The 17,273-nt window shown below is 73.7% G+C and carries 14 protein-coding genes; 7 read left to right on the top strand and 7 right to left on the bottom strand.

Translation table 11 applies throughout. The annotated features are described in order from the left end of the window. Position 1: 1 nt before the first annotated feature. A complete protein-coding gene (locus ENE75_RS02195; RefSeq protein WP_128195175.1) occupies positions 2-562 on the top strand; it encodes a GNAT family N-acetyltransferase in 561 nt (186 codons plus the stop codon). Here ENE75_RS02195 and ENE75_RS02190 read toward each other — a convergent pair whose 3' ends face one another. Together ENE75_RS02190 and ENE75_RS02185 are read right to left on the bottom strand one after the other, a co-directional pair. Further along, positions 563-1,750, bottom strand: coding sequence for an NAD(P)/FAD-dependent oxidoreductase (locus ENE75_RS02190; protein ID WP_128195173.1), 1,188 nt, complete (start codon positions 1,748-1,750; stop codon positions 563-565). A 64-nt stretch (positions 1,751-1,814) separates the two neighbouring features. Beyond that, the gene (locus ENE75_RS02185; RefSeq protein WP_128195171.1) at positions 1,815-2,825 is read right to left on the bottom strand and encodes a LysR family transcriptional regulator; all 1,011 of its coding nucleotides are present in this window, start codon (positions 2,823-2,825) and stop codon (positions 1,815-1,817) included. A 142-nt stretch (positions 2,826-2,967) separates the two neighbouring features. Between ENE75_RS02185 and ENE75_RS02180 the strand changes: the two genes are divergently transcribed. From ENE75_RS02180 to ENE75_RS02165, 4 genes are read left to right on the top strand one after another with little or no spacing between them, the layout of a single operon-like run. Next, complete coding sequence (locus ENE75_RS02180) at positions 2,968-3,945, top strand: TAXI family TRAP transporter solute-binding subunit (RefSeq protein WP_128195168.1); 978 nt, start codon at positions 2,968-2,970, stop codon at positions 3,943-3,945. Between the two features lie 50 nt (positions 3,946-3,995). Next, positions 3,996-4,460 carry a DUF1850 domain-containing protein gene (locus ENE75_RS02175; protein ID WP_158288836.1) on the top strand — a complete coding sequence of 155 codons (465 nt, stop codon included), beginning with the start codon at positions 3,996-3,998 and terminating at the stop codon, positions 4,458-4,460. A 10-nt stretch (positions 4,461-4,470) separates the two neighbouring features. Then, a complete protein-coding gene (locus ENE75_RS02170) occupies positions 4,471-6,666 on the top strand; it encodes a TRAP transporter permease (RefSeq protein ID WP_199232193.1) in 2,196 nt (731 codons plus the stop codon). A gap of 19 nt (positions 6,667-6,685) precedes the next feature. Further along, positions 6,686-8,212: a class I adenylate-forming enzyme family protein gene (locus ENE75_RS02165; protein WP_128195162.1), complete on the top strand. Its 1,527-nt coding sequence runs from the start codon at positions 6,686-6,688 to the stop codon at positions 8,210-8,212. Between the two features lie 10 nt (positions 8,213-8,222). On the opposite strand, the gene ENE75_RS02160 is transcribed toward ENE75_RS02165, so the two are convergent. Continuing rightward, positions 8,223-11,558, bottom strand: a complete 3,336-nt coding sequence (locus tag ENE75_RS02160; protein WP_158288835.1) for an ATP-binding protein — start codon at positions 11,556-11,558, stop codon at positions 8,223-8,225. A 127-nt stretch (positions 11,559-11,685) separates the two neighbouring features. Between ENE75_RS02160 and ENE75_RS24805 the strand changes: the two genes are divergently transcribed. Together ENE75_RS24805 and ENE75_RS24800 are read left to right on the top strand one after the other, a co-directional pair. Beyond that, positions 11,686-11,904 (top strand): hypothetical protein, encoded by a 219-nt coding sequence (locus ENE75_RS24805; RefSeq protein WP_158288834.1) that lies wholly within the window; start codon positions 11,686-11,688, stop codon positions 11,902-11,904. Continuing rightward, complete coding sequence (locus ENE75_RS24800; protein WP_158288833.1) at positions 11,901-13,739, top strand: AfsR/SARP family transcriptional regulator; 1,839 nt, start codon at positions 11,901-11,903, stop codon at positions 13,737-13,739. The genes ENE75_RS24805 and ENE75_RS24800 overlap by 4 nt, the downstream gene beginning before the upstream one ends. Here the strand turns inward: ENE75_RS24800 and ENE75_RS02150 are convergent. The 4 genes from ENE75_RS02150 to ENE75_RS02135 all read right to left on the bottom strand — a co-directional run bounded on the left by ENE75_RS02150 (position 13,690) and on the right by ENE75_RS02135 (position 17,261). Further along, entirely contained in the window at positions 13,690-14,745 is a 1,056-nt protein-coding gene (locus tag ENE75_RS02150; RefSeq protein WP_128195158.1) for a hypothetical protein, read from the bottom strand. The genes ENE75_RS24800 and ENE75_RS02150 overlap by 50 nt on opposite strands. Then, entirely contained in the window at positions 14,691-15,041 is a 351-nt protein-coding gene (locus tag ENE75_RS02145; RefSeq protein ID WP_128195156.1) for a hypothetical protein, read from the bottom strand. The genes ENE75_RS02150 and ENE75_RS02145 overlap by 55 nt, the downstream gene beginning before the upstream one ends. 83 nt (positions 15,042-15,124) lie before the next feature. Further along, positions 15,125-16,819 carry an ATP-dependent DNA ligase gene (locus tag ENE75_RS02140; RefSeq protein ID WP_128195153.1) on the bottom strand — a complete coding sequence of 565 codons (1,695 nt, stop codon included), beginning with the start codon at positions 16,817-16,819 and terminating at the stop codon, positions 15,125-15,127. Between the two features lie 31 nt (positions 16,820-16,850). Beyond that, the gene (locus ENE75_RS02135) at positions 16,851-17,261 is read right to left on the bottom strand and encodes a universal stress protein (protein ID WP_128195151.1); all 411 of its coding nucleotides are present in this window, start codon (positions 17,259-17,261) and stop codon (positions 16,851-16,853) included. Positions 17,262-17,273: the final 12 nt, after the last annotated feature.

Genomic DNA, 17,273 nt, shown 5'->3' with positions numbered 1-17,273 from the left:
GATGCAACTGGTCTGGCCACGGGCCGAACACCTGCCGTCCTACGTGGCGGCGCTCGAAGGCGGCTGGTCCGCCGACAACGTGCGCGGTGCCGTGGCGGCGCAAGAGGAACTGGCGCGCATCCGGCAGGACGCCAACGGCTTCATCGCCGCACAGGTCGACCGCGAGGCCCGCGGCGGGGCGGTCACGCTGCCCGACGGGTCGACGGTGGCGCGCATCCCCGGCTTCCGGCGCTGGCTGTGGGACGACACCGGCTTCTGCGGCGTGATCGGCTTGCGCTGGCAACCCGGCACCGAGGCGCTGCCGCCGCACTGCCTGGGCCACGTGGGCTACGCCGTGGTGCCCGGCCGCCGCAACCGCGGCTACGCCACGCAGGCGCTGGCACAGACGCCGCCGCTGGCGCGCGCCGAAGGCCTGCGCTGGATCGAGCTGACCACGGACGAGGACAACGCGGCCTCGCAGCGCGTCATCGCGGCCAACGGCGGCGTGCTGGTGGAGCGCTTCGCCAAGCCGGCGGCCTTTGGCGGCCACCCCGGGCAGCGCTGGCGCATCGTGCTGACCTGATCAGGACACCGCGCCGGCGCCGTAGCGCCCCGTGAGCAGCCGGCCTTCGCCGAAGCGCTGCAGCGCGTAAGGCACCAGCGGCACGTCCGTGGGCAGGCCCAGCGCCGCCTGGGCCAGCAGGCGGCCCACGGCCGGCGACAGCTTGAAGCCGTGGCCGCTGAAGCCGAAGGCCAGCAGCAGGCCGGCCAGCCCCGGCGCCGGGCCGAGCACCGGGTTCCAGTCGGGGGTGACGTCGTAGACGCCGGTCCAGGATGCGGCCAGGCCGGCCTCCTCCCAACCCGGGAAGCGGTCGGCCACCTGTTCGGCGATCTCGATCACCGCATCCATCGGGACGTCGCCCTGCTCGATCTGCGGCGTGGCCAGCACCTCGCCGGCGATGCCTTCGCTGGCCAGCATCTGGCGCCCGCCGTAGCTGCGGCAGTACAGCATGCCGGGCGTGGCCAGGTCCTTGTAGACCGGCATCGCATGCGTGTACGCGGCCGGGCCCTCGAACGCGAAGACGCGGTGGCGCTCGGGCTTGACCGGCAGCGCGCAGCCGGTGTCGCGCTCGAGCTCGGGCGTCCAGATGTTGGTGGCGGCGATCACGGTGCCGGCCTCGAAGCGCCCACGGTCGGTCTCGACGCCGGTGACGCGCGCACCGTCGCGCAGCAGGCGCTGCACGCCCACGCCTTCCAGAAAACGCACGCCGCGCCTGCGGGCCGCCCGCGCGAAGCCGCTGGCCACCAGGTAGGCGTCGGCGAAGCCGGCCTCGGGCTCGTAGCCGATCAGTGCCGCATCGTCGAAGCGCGCCAGCGGCATCAGCGCCGCGGCCTGCGCCGCATCGAGCCGCTGCAGCGGGATGCCCATGGCCTGCTGCTGGTCCAGCGACGCCTGCAGCGCGGCGAGCCTCTCGCCCTCGGGCGCCGCGATGAGGTAGCCACACTTCACCAGCCCCGCGTCGGCCTCGGCATCGCCCACGTACGCCGCGAAGTGCTCGAAGGCCGCGAACGAGCGGCGCGCTAGGTCCACGTTCTCCGGCACCGAATAGTGCGTGCGCAGGATGCCGCTGCTCTGCGCACTGGTGCCGTTGCCGATGCCCAGGCGGTCGACCACCAGCACGTCACGCGCGCCGAGCTCGGCCAGGTGGAAGGCGATGGAGCAGCCGACGACGCCGGCACCGATGACGATCACGTCGGGGTGGGAAGCCATGGGCTGCAGTCTGGCGTCTGCGCCGTGGCACCGGCGTCAGCGCTGCCGATGCTGATGCTGTGGATCACCCGCCGTTGCGGCGCGACTCCGGCAGGGCCACCAGCGCGGCCGGCTCCAGGCCCAGCGCCGGCTGCAGCTCACGCTTGAGCTCGCGCGCCGCCACGCGCACCAGCGCCGCCGTCTCCGCCGGCAGCCGGCCCAGTTCGCCGGCGCGGCTGGCCAGCCAGAAGCGGCGCTCCAGCAGCGGGTAGGGTTCGCCATCGCGCCGGAGCGTCGACAGCGGCAGCACCTGCACCGCCTGCGCGTGGTGGCGCGACTGCCACAGGCACAGCGGGGTCGTCAGCCCGAAGCCGAGCCCGGCCGCCACCAGGCTCAGCAGCGGGTCGGTGGCGTCGAACTCGTAGCGCCGCGCCAGGCCGGGGTCGTGCCGGCGCAGGTAGGCGTCCACCTGGGCGCCGATCATCGAACGCGTGCTGTAGGCCAGGAAGGGCAGATCAGCACCCAACGCCTGCAGGCTGCGCAGCCCGCGCAGCGACCGCGCGGGCGGCAGCACGAGCACGAAGCGCTCGGCCAGCAGCGGCAACGCGTCGACGCCGGCCTGGCCGGTGGGCTCGGTGGTGGTGATCAGCAGGTCCAGCCGGCGTTCGGCGAAGCGCTGCTGCAGGTCGGGCACCAGGCCGGAGAGCAGCTGCAGCCGCTGCACGCGGTCGAACAGGCCGCGCACCAGCTGCGGGCCGAGGGTGGCGGCAAAGCTGTCCACGCAGCCCAGGCGCACGGCGCTGCGCGCGCTGCGGCTGAGGCTGCGCACGCCCTCGTCCATCTCGTGCGCGCGCTGCAGCAGGTCCAGCGCGTGTTCGTACAGGCGGTGGCCGCTGGCGGTGACACGCGCCGGACGCGTGCCGCGGTCCAGCAATTCGCTGCCCAGGCGCTGCTCCAGCGCCCGCACATGCTGCGACACACCGGCCTGCGACAGCCCGGCACGGCGCGCCGCGGCCGAGACCGAGCCGGTCTCGACCACCGCGATCCAGCTGGCCAGCTGGTCCCAGGGCGGCGGCGCCGCGACGTCGGTCTTCATGCGTGTCAACGCCACGTGATGCTCGGCATCAGGGCCGGCGATGACGGGCGACGGCGACAGGGCATGACCTAGATTGTGTGCCAGCCGGCCGCGCTACAGTGGCCGCGTCCACACCCCCGATGCCCCGAGAGAGGAGCCCCCGATGAAACTCACCTGGAAGCAGGCCGCCGCCGCGGTCGCCTTCACCGCCGCCGCCGTCGCGGCCACCGGCGCGCTGGCGCAGCAGCGCATGTTCTTCGGCATCGCCACCGGCGGCACCGGCGGCACCTACTACCCGCTGGGCGGCATGCTGGCGCAGCTGATCAGCAACAAGGCCTCGGTCGACGGCAAGAAGATCAGCGCCACGGCCGAAGCGGCCGGCGCCTCGGTGGCCAACGCCAAGCTGCTGGGCAACAAGGACATCGAGTCGGCCTTCGTCGCCGCCGACATCCTGGATGCGGCCTACAACGGCACCGGCCAGTTCCAGGGCGCGCCGATCAAGAACCTGCGCGCGCTCGGCGCGCTGTACCCGGAGACGGTGCAGCTGATCACGCGGGCCGATGCCGGCATCAACAGCGTCAAGGACCTCAAGGGCAAGAGCATCTCGTCGGGCTCGCCGGGTTCGGGCCAGTACCAGCTGCTGACCGACCTGCTGAAGGTCTACGGCATGAGCCGCGCCGACATCAAGGAAGACCTGTCGTCGTTCACGCAGGCGGTGGACAAGATCAAGGACGGCAACCTGCACGCCACGCTGATCACCGCCGGGGTGCCCACCGCGGCGGTCACCGACTTCGCGCAGAGCCATGCGCTGAAGGTGATCCCGCTGTCGGGCGCGGAGATCGCGGAACTGCAGAAGCAGCAGCCGTTCTATGCCAACGTCAAGCTGGCGGCAAACACCTACAAGGGCCAGACCGAGGCGGTGGACACGCTGGCCGTGATGGCGGTGTGGACCGCGCACGACGCGGTGCCGGAGAACGTGGCCTACGAGGTGACGAAGGCGCTGTACGAGAACGTGTCCATCATGGGCCAGGTGCACGTGCAGGGGAAGAACATCAGCCTGCAGACGGCCACGTCCGTGGGCAATGCGCCCATCCACCCGGGTGCGCTGAAGTACTTCAAGGAAAAGGGCATCGTCAAGTGAGGCCGTGGCGGCGCGCGGTGGCTGCCGTGGCCACCGCGGCCGCTGCTGCCTTGCCGCCCGCGGCCGCGACGGCCTGCACGCTGATGCTGGCCGACCACCGCAGCGCACGGGTGCTGGGACAGGTGCCGCTGGACCCGGCGGCACCCGGCCTGCGCGTAGCCTTCACGCACTCGGTGCTCGGCACACCGGTGGAGGACCGCTACGTCTTCCGCCACGGCGCCGAAGGATGGCGCGCCGTGCTGGTGGAAGAGCGCTGGCTGGGCGAAGGTTACGGCCTGCCCATCGCCGCTGGCCCTGGCGAGCAGCTGGTGCGCGACGACAGCCTGGGCCCCGGCGGCTGGCGGCTGACGCTGCAGCGCCCGGTGCACCCGCTGGTGGTGCTGGCGCTGCCGTCGCAGCGCATGCGCGTGATCGTCGACGGCCAGGCACCGATCCTGCTGGGCACCCTGGGCCCACCGGCGCCCACGTCGGTGGCGATGCACGTCGACGATTGCCCGGCACCGGGCGGATCGTGAAGGAGTCTCCGTGAGCGTTCCCCAGGCCGAGATCGATCGCCTGATCGAGCAGTTCGACCCCGAGTCCAGCTTCCGCCGGCTGGCCGGTGTCTCCGCCGGCATCGTCACCGTGATCGCGGTGGCGCTGTCGGGCTGGCACTACTACACCGCCGGCTTCGGCCTGCACAACGAGATCGCACACCGCGCCATCCACCTGTGCGTGGTGCTGGGCCTGTGCTTCCTGGTCTTCCCGCGCCCCAGGCGCATGGGCGGGCCGTGGGAGTGGATCGTCTCGATCGGCCTGGTGGTGTTCTACCTGCTGCTGGGCGTGGGCCTGCTGCGCGAGCTCAACGACCCGGTCTCCACCGGTGCGCAGGCGGCCTTTCTGGCCGTGCTGGCGGCCCTGGCCGGCCTGTCGCTGCCGCTGAAGGCCTACGACGGCAGCCACCGGCACATCCCGCTGCGCGACTGGATCTTCGCCGTCGCGGCGGCCAGCTTCTCGCTCTACCTGCTGCTGTTCTTCGACGACATCTTCATCACGCGCGCCGGCCAGCATTCACCGGCCGACCTGATGGTGGGCGTGATCGCGATCGTGATGGTCATCGAGGCCACGCGGCGCACGATGGGCATCTTCCTGCCGCTGCTGGCCATCGCCACCGTGCTCTACGGCATCTTCGGGCCCTACCTGCCCGGCGACCTGGCGCACCGCGGCTACAGCGTGCCGCGCGTGGTGGCCCACCTGTACAAGGGCACCGAGGGCATCTACGGCATCCCGGTGGGCGTGGTGGCCACCTTCGTCTTCCACTTCGTGCTCTTCGGCATCATGGCCCAGCTCACCGGGCTGGGGCAGCTGTTCGTCAACCTCGCCACCATCGCCGCCGGGCGCTTTGCCGGCGGGCCGGCCAAGGTGAGCGTGGTGTCCTCGGGCCTGTTCGGCATGATCAGCGGCTCGCCGATCGCCAACACCGTGACCACCGGCGTGATGACGATCCCGCTGATGAAGCGCGTGGGCTTCGCGCCGCGCTTCGCCGGCGCGGTGGAAGCCTCGGCCTCCTGCGGCGGCCAGATCACGCCGCCCATCATGGGCGCCGCGGCCTTCATCATGGCCGAGACGCTGGGCATCCCGTACAACCACCTGATCCTGGTGGCCATCGTGCCAGCGGCGCTGCACTACCTGGCCATCCTGGTCATGGTGCACCTGGAGGCGCGGCGGCTGAAGCTTGCGGGCATGGACCCGTCGGAGATCCCGTCGCTGCCGGCGGTGCTCAAGGCCAGCTGGCACCTGTTCATCCCGCTGGTGGTGATGGTGACGCTGCTGCTGATGCAGTACACGCCCTTCCTGGCCGCGTTCTGGGGCATCACGCTCACCGTGGCCTGCTCGTGGATCCCGAAGCTGCTGGGCCCCTGGGGCCGCGGCATGGCCGGCATGGCCGTGGGCCCGCGGGCGCTGGTGCAGGGCTTCGAGATGGGCGCGAAGTCGGCATTGGGCATCGGCGCGGCCTGTGCCTGCGTGGGCTTCGTGCTCGGCATCACCACGCTGACCGGCATGGGCTTCAAGTTCAGCGCCTGGGTGCTGGACATGTCCGGCGTGCTGGCGCAGATGGTGGTGGCGCTGGACCCGCTGGGCTGGCTGCAGGCCAACCAGGTGACGGTGCTGTTCGGCCTGCTGTTCACCGCCGTGGCCTGCATCATCATGGGCGCCGGCGTGCCCACCACGCCCACCTACATCATCCTGGCGGCCATCGTGGCACCGGCGATGGAACAGCTGGGCGTGCCGCAGCTGGCCACGCACTTCTTCGTCTTCTACTTCGGGGTGCTGGCCGACGTGACGCCGCCGGTGGCGCTGGCCGCCTTCGCCGCCGCCGGCATCGCGCGCAGCGAACCCATGCGCACCGGCATGACGGCGTTCCGGCTGTCGATGGGCAAGGCGCTGGTGCCCTTTGCCTTCGTCTACACGCCGGCGCTGCTGTTCATCGACTTCACCTGGAGCGCGTTCCTGCTCGGCCTGGTGTCGGTGACGGTGGCGGTGCTCGGCCTGGCCGCGGCCTACACCGGCTTCCTGGCGCGGCCGATCGGGCGCCCGGCCTTCGTGGTCTTCAACGTGCTGTGCCTGTCGCTGGTGTTCGCCAACCCGATGCTCAATGCGGTGGCGATCCCGGCGGTGCTGGCACTGCTGGCGTGGCACGCGCGGCCGCTGCCGGCGCCAGCGGGTGCCGCCGCGGCCTGAACACGCTACGCTGGCGGGCATGACGCTCGCCCACCTGCTCGTCCGCCAGGCCACGGTGCGGCCGGATTCGGCCGCGGTCTTCCACGGCACCCGGCTCTGGGCCACGCATGGCCAGTGGGCCGCGCGCTGCGCCGGTCTCGCGCAGCGCCTGCTGGCCGCCGGCCTGCAGCCGGGCGATCGCCTCGTGCTGTTCCTGCGCAACCACCCGCGCACGCTGGACCTGATGTGGGGCGCCTGGTGGGCCGGCCTGGTGGTGGTGCCGGTCAACGCCAAGCTGCACCCGGCCGAGGTGGCGTGGATCGTCGAGAACGCACAGGCGCGCTGGGCCTTCACCAGTGCCGACGTGGCGCCGGATCCGGTCGCGGGTCTGGCGCGGCAGATCGAGGTCGAGTCGACCGACGCCGATGCCTTGCTCGCGCCGCTGGACGACTGGCGCAGCGCGCCGCCGGTGGAACGCAGCGCCGACGACCTGGCCTGGCTCTTCTACACCAGCGGCACCACCGGTCGCCCAAAGGGCGTGATGCTCACGCACCGCAACCTGATGACGATGGGGCTGACCTACTTCGTCGACGTCGACCCCATCGGCCCTGACGACACCATGGCCTACGCGGCACCGATGTCGCACGGCTGCGGCATCTACGCCGTGCCGCACCTGATGGCTGGCGCGCGTCACGTGGTGCCCGCCAGCGGTGGCGTCGACCCGGCGGAACTGTTCGAACTCGGCCGAGTGCTGGGCCCGCTGAGCACCTTCGCCGCCCCCACCATCGTCAAGCGCCTGGTCGACCACGCCGAGGCTGCGGGCCTGACACCCGACGACGCCGGCACGAGCTTCAAGACCATCGTCTACGGCGGCGCACCGATGTACGCAGCCGACATCCAGCGCGCGCTGCGCGTGATGGGCCCGCGCTTCGTGCAGATCTACGGCCAGGGCGAGACGCCGATGACGGCCACCGCGCTCTCGCGCGCCATGCTGACGGACGCTGCCCACCCGCGCCACGCCGAGCGCATCGCGTCGGTGGGCGTGGCGCAGACGCCGGTGCAGGTGCGGGTGGCCGACGCCGACGGTCGGCCGCTGCCACCCGGCACGCCCGGCGAGGTGCTGGTGCGTGGCGACACGGTGATGGCCGGCTACTGGCGCAACCCCGAGGCCACGGCGCAGGCCCTGCGCGACGGCTGGCTGTGGACCGGCGACATCGGCACCCTGGATGCCGCCGGCTTCCTGACCTTGCTCGACCGCAGCAAGGACCTGCTGATCAGCGGCGGCTCCAACATCTACCCGCGCGAGGTGGAGGAGGTGCTGCTGACGGCCGATGATGTCGCCGAGGCCGCGGTGGTGGGCGCACCGGATGCCGAGTGGGGCGAGGTGGTGGTGGCCTTCGTCGTGGCCCGCCCGGGCGCCACACTGACCCCCGAGGCCCTGGACGCGCACTGCCTGGCGCACATCGCACGCTTCAAGCGGCCCAAGCGCTACGTCTTCGTCGACGCGCTGCCGAAGAACGCCTACGGCAAGGTGCTGAAAACGGCGCTGCGGCAACGGCTGGGCTGAGCGCGTCGCGTCATCGTTCCGAGGCCGCGCCCCCTTCGGCCTGTGCCAGCAGCGCGGCGAAATCGGCCGCGCCGAGGTCGAAGGGCGCACAGTGCCCGGCGAGGTCCCGGGCCTGCCGCGCCAACGCGACAGCCAACGTGTCCTGGCCCGCAGACCGGGCGGCCGCTGCAGCCACCGCCAGCGCGTGCAGCCGCAGCCCGGGCCGTTGCATCGCCGCGGGCAGATCGGCCAGCGCACGGGCCTCGGCCAGCGCCCGGTCGGGCGGCGCCTGGCGCGCGAGTTCGAGGGCCATCAGCATGCGGTTGAACGGCGAGGCCACTGCTTCCGCCACCGCCTTCAGTTCGCGGATCAGGGCCACGTCGGTACGCCCCTGCAGCCGGCACCACCGCAGGCGCAGCGCCAGGCGCCGGCCGCGGAAGCGGTCGGCCACGCCGCTGTCCTCACGCGCCAGCACCTCGGCCGCTTCGTCCAGGCGGCCGGCGGCCAGGAGCATCTGCGCCAGGTGGTTGTCCACCAGCAGGCACTCGGTGCGGCGCTGTTCGCCGTCGGGCCAGGCCTCGATCACGCTGCGGGCGTCGTCCAGCAGCGCCTGCGCAGCCGCGGTCTCGCCGAGTTCGGCCAGCACCGCGCCCAGGTGCACGTCGATCTTGATGCCGGCACCGGCGCGGCCCACGTGCCGGTCACGCAGCGTGCGGCCCAGTTCAAGCCGGGCGCGCGCCTGCGGGTACTCGCCGCGCCAGTAGTGGAACAGGCCGACGTTGCTCAGCGCCGGCAGGGCATCGACCAGGTCGTTGATCGCCAGCGCCTCGTCGATGGCCAGGCCGCCTTCGGCGATGGCCTCGGCCAGCGCGTCGCTGAAGGCGTGCACGCTGCTGCGCGTGAGCCGGAACGACACGCGGTCGGCGGGGGGCGCGGCACCGCGCATCCACGGCAGGCAGCCGTCCAGCAAGGCCATCGCGTCGGCGGCGCGGTCGTTCATCGCCCAGTGCCAGGCGAGGGTGCGCGAGAACTGCCAGGCCAGCGCCTCGTCACCCAGTGCACGCGCGCGGTCCACCGCAGTGCGCACGGCCGCCACGTCGGGCGCCTGCGCCACGTCCACCTGGGCGCCGGCGCGCAGGTTCAGCGCCTGCAGGCGCTGGCGTTCGTCGGCGGCCAGCGCCTCCAGCCGCGCCACCACCGCCAGCCGCTGGGTGGCGAAGCCGCCGAGCTCGTAGACCGTGGCGCGCACCGCCAGCGCGTCGAACAGCGCTCGCTGGCCTTCGGGCGTGCCGGCCAGCGGCTCCAGCAGCGCGATGGCGCGGTCCAGCAGCGCCGCCTGCTGGGCCGGCAGCGCGGCATCGCGCGCAGCGTCGGCGGCCAGCCGGAAGGCCCGTGCCGCCGGCAGCGGCTCGCCAGCCGCCGCCCAGTGGGTGGCGATGGTGGCCACCTGCGACGGGTGGTCGCCGTGCCGGCGCACCAGGTGCTCGGCCACCAGGCGGTGCATGAACGTCGCCATCCCGGCGGGGACCGTGTCCAGCACCACGCTGGCGACCACGTCGTGCACGAAGTGGCGCCCGTAGAACACCTGGCGCAGTTCCAGCTCACGCAGCGGCTCGGTCAGCGCCAGCGGCGCGCAGGCCAGGGCCTCGGCCGCGAGTTCCACGCTGTAGGCGCCGCCAGCCACGGCCGCCAGCTGCGCCAGGTGGCGCGCCGGTGGCGAGAGCAGTGCCACGCGTCGCTCGATCACCGCACGCTGGCTGTCCGGCAGCGGCAGGGCGTCCGCGCCTCCGGACTCGGGCGCGTCCGTGAGCAGCAGCTTCACGGTCTCCAGCAGGAAGGCCGGGTTGCCGCCGGCATGCCGCCACAGGGCCTCGGCCTGGGGTTGCAGCGCGGTCAGTGCCGGCAGGCCGCCTGGGTCCAGGCTGACGAGCAGCGCGGCGGTGTCGTCGGCGTCCAGTGGCGCCAGGTCCAGCCGCTGCCCCAGCGGCGCTGCCCCGAGGTCGCGCAGCACGGCGGCCAGGGCCTCGCCGCCTTCGTCGGGCCGGCAGGCCAGCACCCAGCGCGGGCGCGCGCGGCTTGCGGGGTCCCCCTCGGGCCCGGCCGCGGCCAGCACGCGCAGGGCATCGAGGCTGGCCGCGTCGGCAAAGTGCAGGTCGTCGAGCGCGAAGGTGTGCACGCCGGCCCCGGCAGCACGTGCAAGCAGGCGCGCCACGGCCAGCATCGCCTGCGTGCGCTCGTAGTCGGTGCGCACCGGCGTTGGAGAGAGCGACAGCGCGGCCGCCAGCTGGGGCAGCAGCCGCGCGGCCTGATGGGCATCGCCGGTGTCGCTGGCTTCAGGCCCGCCGAACAGCGCCGGTTCGCGCGCCTGCAGCGCCAGCAGCAGCCGGCTCAGCGACGCATAGGGCAGCACGTCGTCACCCGGGCGCGCGGCCACGCGCACCAACCCGGGCGGGCCGGCCACCGGGTCGGGCAACACGGCCAGCGTGTCGGCCAGCAGGCGGGTCTTGCCCAGCCCGGCGCTGCCGCACACGCAGACCACGCGGCCGGCGTGCCAGGCCTCGGCCATCGCCTGCTGCAAGGCAGTGCGGCCGATCAGGCGCGGCGGCCGCAGCACGGTGGCCGGCAGGCCCACGGCCGGCCGGCCGGCCAGCATGGTGGCAGGCAGCTTCTCCGCCTGCGCACTGCGCGCTGCCGCCAGCAGGCTCTGCCCCAGCTGCTGCGTGGCCGGCGACGGGGACACGCCGTACAGGCTGCGCAGCATGTCGCGGCAGCGGTCCCAGGCGGCCAGGGCCGCGGCGTGGTCGCCGCGCAGGCTGTAGACCTCCATCAGGACGCGGAAGGCCTCTTCGCTTTCGCGGTCCACCTGCAGCAGCGATTCGGCAGCCCCCAGGGCTGCATCCAGGTCGCCGGCCTGGGCGGCGTCGCGCACGCGGGCCAGCCAGGCGCGCTTGTGGCCGGCGCGGGCGGCGTCGCGGCGGGCGTCCAGCCAGCGGGCCAGGTCGTCGCAGTCGTCGAAGGCCAGGGTGCCCAGCAGCGGCGCCTCGGGTGGCGCCGGCGGCAGCACCTGCACGCTGCCAGCCAGCGTCAGCAGCGGCCCGTCGTCGTGCACCAGCGGGCCGTGCGTCTGGCGCAGCTTGAGCAGCCGCTGGCGCAGGTTGGCGCGGGCCCGGGTCTCGTCGGCCTCGGGCCACAGCAGCCCGGCCAGGCGCGCCCGGGGCGTGGGCCCCTCGCACCACAGGTAGGCCAGCAGCGCCGCATGCTTGCGCTCCAGCGGCGCCGGCCCGGCTGCAGCCGCGTGGCAGGTGGGCGCGCCATGCAGCTGCAAGGCAAGCGTGGGCGGTGAGGCGTCCGGCGCGGTGGCGGGCATGGCGCTGCGATGATGGCATCGACCCGCGGCCCGTCGCGCCAGGGCCACCCGGATGCGTGGGGTGGCTGTCCATCCGGTGACGGGGCTGGTGACGCCCCGGTGACGCCGCCCCTCGGACGATGCGGCCATGATCGCACCCGCCCCCACCCCGACCCGCGTGCCGCCGTCCGCGTTGCCCACGCCGTCTCAGCTGCTGCGCTACGAGTCCGCCGGCCCGCTGGGCGGCACCTTCACCTGCACGCAATGCCAGGCCCAGGCCTGGCAACCCGACCTGCTGGTGCACGCGGCCGACTGCCCCTACCACCCCACCGCCGGGCACAACCAGGCCCCGTGGAGGCCGGCATGACGACAGCCTTCCCTGCACCGCAGGCTGCGTCGGTGCCGCGCTGGCCCACACGTCCTGCCGGCCACGTTGACAGCCTGCTGCCGGCAGCCCCATCGCCAGTGGCCGCGCCTGCCGACACGGCCCGCTGGCGCGTGCACCTTCTTGGCGGCTTCGCACTCGAGGACGCTGCCGGCCCAACCCACCCGACGCACCCGACACACGGGTCACACAGGACGCACCTCACCCGCCTGCGCAGCCGCGCCAGCATGGCGCTGCTGGCGCGCCTGGCCATGGCCCCGGGCCGCGCCCATGCACGGGACGAACTCGCCGCGCTGCTCTGGCCGGACGCGCCGGCGCACCGCAGCCGCAGCCGGCTGCGGCAGACGCTGTCGCTGCTGCGCGCCGTGCTCGAACCGCCCGGCGGACCGCAGGTGCTGCAGGCCGACCACTGGGTGATTCGCGTGCGGCCGGGCACGCTATGGTGCGACGTGCCGGCCTTCGAGGCCGCGGCAGCGCAGCACGACGACCCCGCGGCACTGGCCCTCTACCGCGGAGAGTTGCTCCCCGGGCTGGCGGAGGAATGGCTGGAGGACGAACGGCGGCACCTGGCCGCCCTGGCCGAACGTGTCCATGAGCGGCATCGCCGCTCAACGCCGGCGGCGCCTGACCGGCCACCGGCGCCAGGCGCACGGTCGACAAGGCTGGCAGGCTGCGAGGAGACCGTGCCGGTGACGGCGCGCCTGCCCGCGCCGGCAGCCGCCAGCTTCGGGCGCGGCGACGAGGCGGCTGCGCTGCGGCGTCTGCTGGCCGCGCGGCGCCAGGTCACCGTCGTCGGCCCCGGGGGCATCGGCAAGACACGCCTGGTGCTCGACGCGCTGTCGGCGCCGACGCACGGGCTCGGGCCGGCCCGTTTTGTCGACATCGGCGGCTTGAGGACACTGCACGAGGTGCTGCGCCGGCTGCGGGCGACCCTGCGCACGCCTGCCGGCCCGCGGGCCCTGGACGCGCTGGCCACCACGCTGGGCGCGACGCCGGGCACCCTGGTGCTCGACGGCGCCGAGGCCCTGGATGGGCCGGCCCGGGCCTGGCTGGCGGCGGCCCTGGCGCGCATGCCGGCGCTGCGCTGCGTGATCACCTCGCGCCTGCCGATGGGCTGGGCCGACGAGGCGCTGCACCCGGTGCTGCCGCTGCCGCTGCCCGTCGTCGACGATGCGGCCGACCTGGCGGCCCTGGCCGCGCAGCCGGCGGTGGCCCTGTTCATCGACCGCGCACGCGCGGTGCGCCCGGAGTTCCACCTGCACCGCGGCAACGCGGGCGCGGTGGTGGCCCTGCTGCACCGGCTCGACGGCTGGCCGCTGGCGATCGAGCTCGCGGCGGCGCGCATGCACCTGACGAACCCGGCGATGCTGCTCTCGCGCTTCGCCGAGCCGCCGCTCGCCGCCCCGGGCCAAGAGGGCACCGCTGACGTGCTGGGCGACCTGACGCGCCGCGGCACGCGCAGCGCCGGGCGCCAGGCCAGCCTGCTGGCCGTGATGGACGCCGGCCTGCTCATGCTGCCCGCGGCGTCGCGGCACCTGCTTCAGCAGCTGGCCAACGCGTGCGGCGACCTGTCCGAGGCGCCGCAGCACCTGGTGCTGCGCAGCGCACCGGCGCTGGCGCTGGCCCCGCTGGTGGACGGGGGATGGCTGTGCCCCGCCCCTCACGAACCGGGCGGCCGCCGGCTCGGCAACCTGGTGCGCCGCTGGGTGCTGCTGCGCTGGGGCGCGAAGGCGCCGCGCGGCGTCGAGGCCGCTGCCGGCGCGCCGCTCAGCGGCCGTACGTGTGAGGCCGCAGCGCTGTGCCCTGCATCGGATTGAAGAACGCGTCATTGCTGCCCACGTACTGCTCGCCGGGCAGCTGGTAGGCCCGCTGGTAGCGCTGCGGCAGGTACTGCACGCCACCGTCGGTGGTGGTCCAGGCGCTGCGCTCGTGGGTGGCGTCCACCACCTTCGCCTGGCCCGCGTCCTTCCAGCCCTGGCGTCGCTTCCAGCTCTCGTGGTTGCTGTCCAGCACGCTGCTGCTGCCCGTGCTGCCGCTGGTCCGTTGGGCGCTGGCACGCGCCGCCTGCGCGGCCATGAAGGCCTGGCGCTCGCGCTGCAGCGCCGCGGCCTGCAGGTCGGCCATCTGGCGCTGGTGCTGCTGCAGGCGCTGCAGGTACTCGGGCTGCAGGTGCACCGAGTCGGCAATGCGCCGCGTCAGCGCCAGGTCGGGTTCCCGCCCCACGGCCAGGCTGCTGCCGGTGCCCACGGCGGTGCCCACCAGCATCTGCGCCGGGCTGCCGTCCATCGACATCGACGGCATCAGCTCGAACACCAGGCCGGTGGACAGGTGCTCGTGCACCGTCTGACCACCGTCGCCCGCGTAGCGCAGGCGCACCGCCCAGGCTTCGCCCCAGCGACGATGGCCGGGGTGCACCGGCTGGGCCGCCAGCTGGCGCATCAGCTTGTCGGTGTCGGCACGGTCGATCGCCAGTGTCGTCACCTCGGCGCCGGGCCGCAGTGCCTGCACGTAGGCCTGCATGAAGCTGCGCCCATCGGTCAGCGGGCGCGGCTGGCAGCCCGTGCGCTGCATCTGCTGCTGCGCCAGCTGTGGCATCGACGCCCACTGGGGGTGCCACTGCCAGATGCCACCGGGGATGAACTCGAAGCGCTGGCGGCCGTCGGGCGCGCTGGCCACGAAGTGCATCTTGTTCTGGTCGGCCCAGCAGCGCGACCAGCGGTCCCAGCGCACCGAGCCCTCGACCCGCCAGCCTGCGGGTGCCGACAGCGTCAGCGCCGGCATCGGCTGCTCGAAGCCGAAGGCGTCGACGATGGTGTGCGCCACGAACCCGGCGCTGCGCGACGGCGCTGCGGCCGCCGGCTGGCCAGCGCCACCGTGACGCCCAGGCGCCGCCGTCCCTCGCTGCCGGCGGCGACGGGGCCGTAGACGTACCGGATGGCGCCGGGCTCGTGGTGGTTCTCCAGCCGGTAGCGACCCGCCCCCGGCGTGGCCGTCCAGGCGCCTTCGGTGCCGCTGGACAGCAGGGGCGCCAGCGGACCCATGTCGGCCTGGGCGCCGCCCGATGCCATGGCCACGCACCAGGCGCCCCACCACATCCACCCCTTCACGCTGAACCTCATCTGCGGCCCTCCGACACGACGGGCCACATTGCAGCGCGCCGGCGTTCCGCCATCGTTCCGCGCTGAGCAGACGCCCAGGCGCGTCAGGGTGCGGACAGCTGGCGCAGGGTCTCCAGCGTGTCGGCCTCGTGCAGCGGCTTGTCTCGGCGCAGGCGCAGCATGCGCGGGAAGCGCACCGCGATGCCGCTCTTGTGGCGCGGGCTGGGGCCGATGCCCTCGAAGCCGAGTTCGAAGACGAGCGTGGGCCGCACGCTGCGCACGGGGCCGAACTTCTCCAGCGTCGTCGCGCGGATGACCTTGTCCACGGCGGCGAACTCGGCGTCGGTCAGGCCCGAATAGGCCTTGGCGAAGGGCACCAGCTGCAGCGCCTGCGGGTCGTCGCGCGGCGCCGGCTCGCGGCGGGCGATGGCGTCCACCACCGCCTGCGCTTCGGCCGCGTCGTGCGGCGGCCGGTTCCACACCGCGAAGGTGTAGTCGGTGTAGACGCTGGCGCGGCGGCCGTGTCCGGCCTGGGCGTAGACCAGCACGGCGTCGGCGGTCAGCGGGTCGACCTTCCACTTCCACCAGGCCGAGCTGGCGCCGTCGGCTTTGGTGCGGCCCTGGCCATAGTGGGCATCGCGGTGCTTGAGCATCAGGCCCTCCACGCCACGGGCGCGGCTTTCCGCGCGTGCGGCGGTCAAGGCCGGCCAGTCGGGCCCGGAGACGCGCGGCGAGACGTCGCGCACCGGCAGCAGGGCTTCCAGCCGTGCGCGCCGCTGGTGCTGTGGTTCGCCACGGCGGTCAGTACCGTCGCTCTCGAGCAGGTCATAGGCCAGGAAGCGCACCGGCGCCTCGGCCAGCAGCTTCTTCGGCAGCGTCTTGCGCGTGATGCGCTGCTGCAGCACGTTGAAGGCCGCTGGCGCCGGTGCGCCGTCGGGCCAGACCAGGACCTCGCCGTCGAGCACCGTGCCGTCGGGCAGCGCCTGCGCCCAGGCCTCGATCTCCGGGAAGCGCCCGGCCATCAGCTCTTCGCCGCGTGACCAGATCCAGCACTGCCCGGCGCGCCGGACCACCTGGGCGCGGATGCCGTCGTACTTCCACTCGGCGATCCAGTCGGCGGCGTCGCCCAGGCTCCGTGGCTCGGCCTGCAGCGGGTGCGCCAGGAAGAAGGGATAGGGCTGGCCGGCCTCGGCCTGGGCGGCGGTGTCCGGGTCCAGCAGCGCACGGTAGCGCGCGGCGGTGGGCGCGCGCCTGGCGTCGGTCCAGCCCATCAGGCGCTGTGCCACCTGCTTGGCGTCCAGCCCCGCCACCGCGGCCAGCGCCCGCGTGACCAGCAGCTTGCTCACGCCGACCCGGAAGCCGCCACCGATGAGCTTGACCAGCAGGAAGCGCCCGGTGGCGTCGAGCACCGACCAGGCCTGGCGCAGCCGCGCCGCCTGCTCGGCCGGTGGCAGGCCGCGCAGCGGCAGCAGGCGCTGTTCCACCCATTCGGCCAGGCCGGCGTCGTCGACGGCGCCCGCCGGCGGTGGCAGCACATGGGCGATGGTCTCGGCCAGGTCGCCCACGGCCTGGTAGCAGGCCTCGAACAGCCAGTCGTCGATGCCGGCCATGGCGCAGGCCGTCTCGCGCATCAACGCCGTGGGCACCACCTGGCGCGGCTTGCCGCCGGCGAGAAAGTACACCGCCCAGGCGGCATCGTCCGCCGGGGCCGCAGCAAAGTAGGCCTGCAGCGCGGCGAGCTTGTCGTTGGTGGCGGTGCTGGCGTCGAGCGACTGGTACAGCTGGGCGAATCGCCGCATGCGGCGATGCTAGGCCATCGGGTCGAGGGTGCTAGGCGTCGTCCTCCGGCAGCGGCACCACGGTCACCGGCAGCGTACTGTGGGCCACCACGTCGTCCACCACATCGCTGTCGCCACCCATCACGATCAGCCCGCAGCCGTAGTTCTCCGCCAGTTCCACGATCATCGGCGCCGGCTCGCCGCCGGCCACCTCCAGTTCGTAGTCGCCGCCGTGCTTCTGCAGCAGCGCTTCGGCCGGCGCCAGCAGGTCGGCGCCGGCGGCGCCCTTGACCTCGCGGATCACGTCGGGGTCGTGGGCCGTGACCACCTCGTACAGCGTGGCCGGCGGCTGCACGTTGACCAGCACCACGCTGGCTTGCAGGCCAGCCGTGCGCAGATCGAGCACGTGCCGCAGCGCCGCCATCGCAGCGGGTGAACCGTCGGCGGGAACCAGAATCTTCATGTCGAACCTCCT

This window comes from Rubrivivax albus, from assembly GCF_004016515.1.
GTDB lineage: Bacteria > Pseudomonadota > Gammaproteobacteria > Burkholderiales > Burkholderiaceae_C > Rubrivivax > Rubrivivax albus.
Note: the sequence above shows the minus strand (reverse complement) of the source record. Positions and strands in the feature narration are given on the sequence as shown.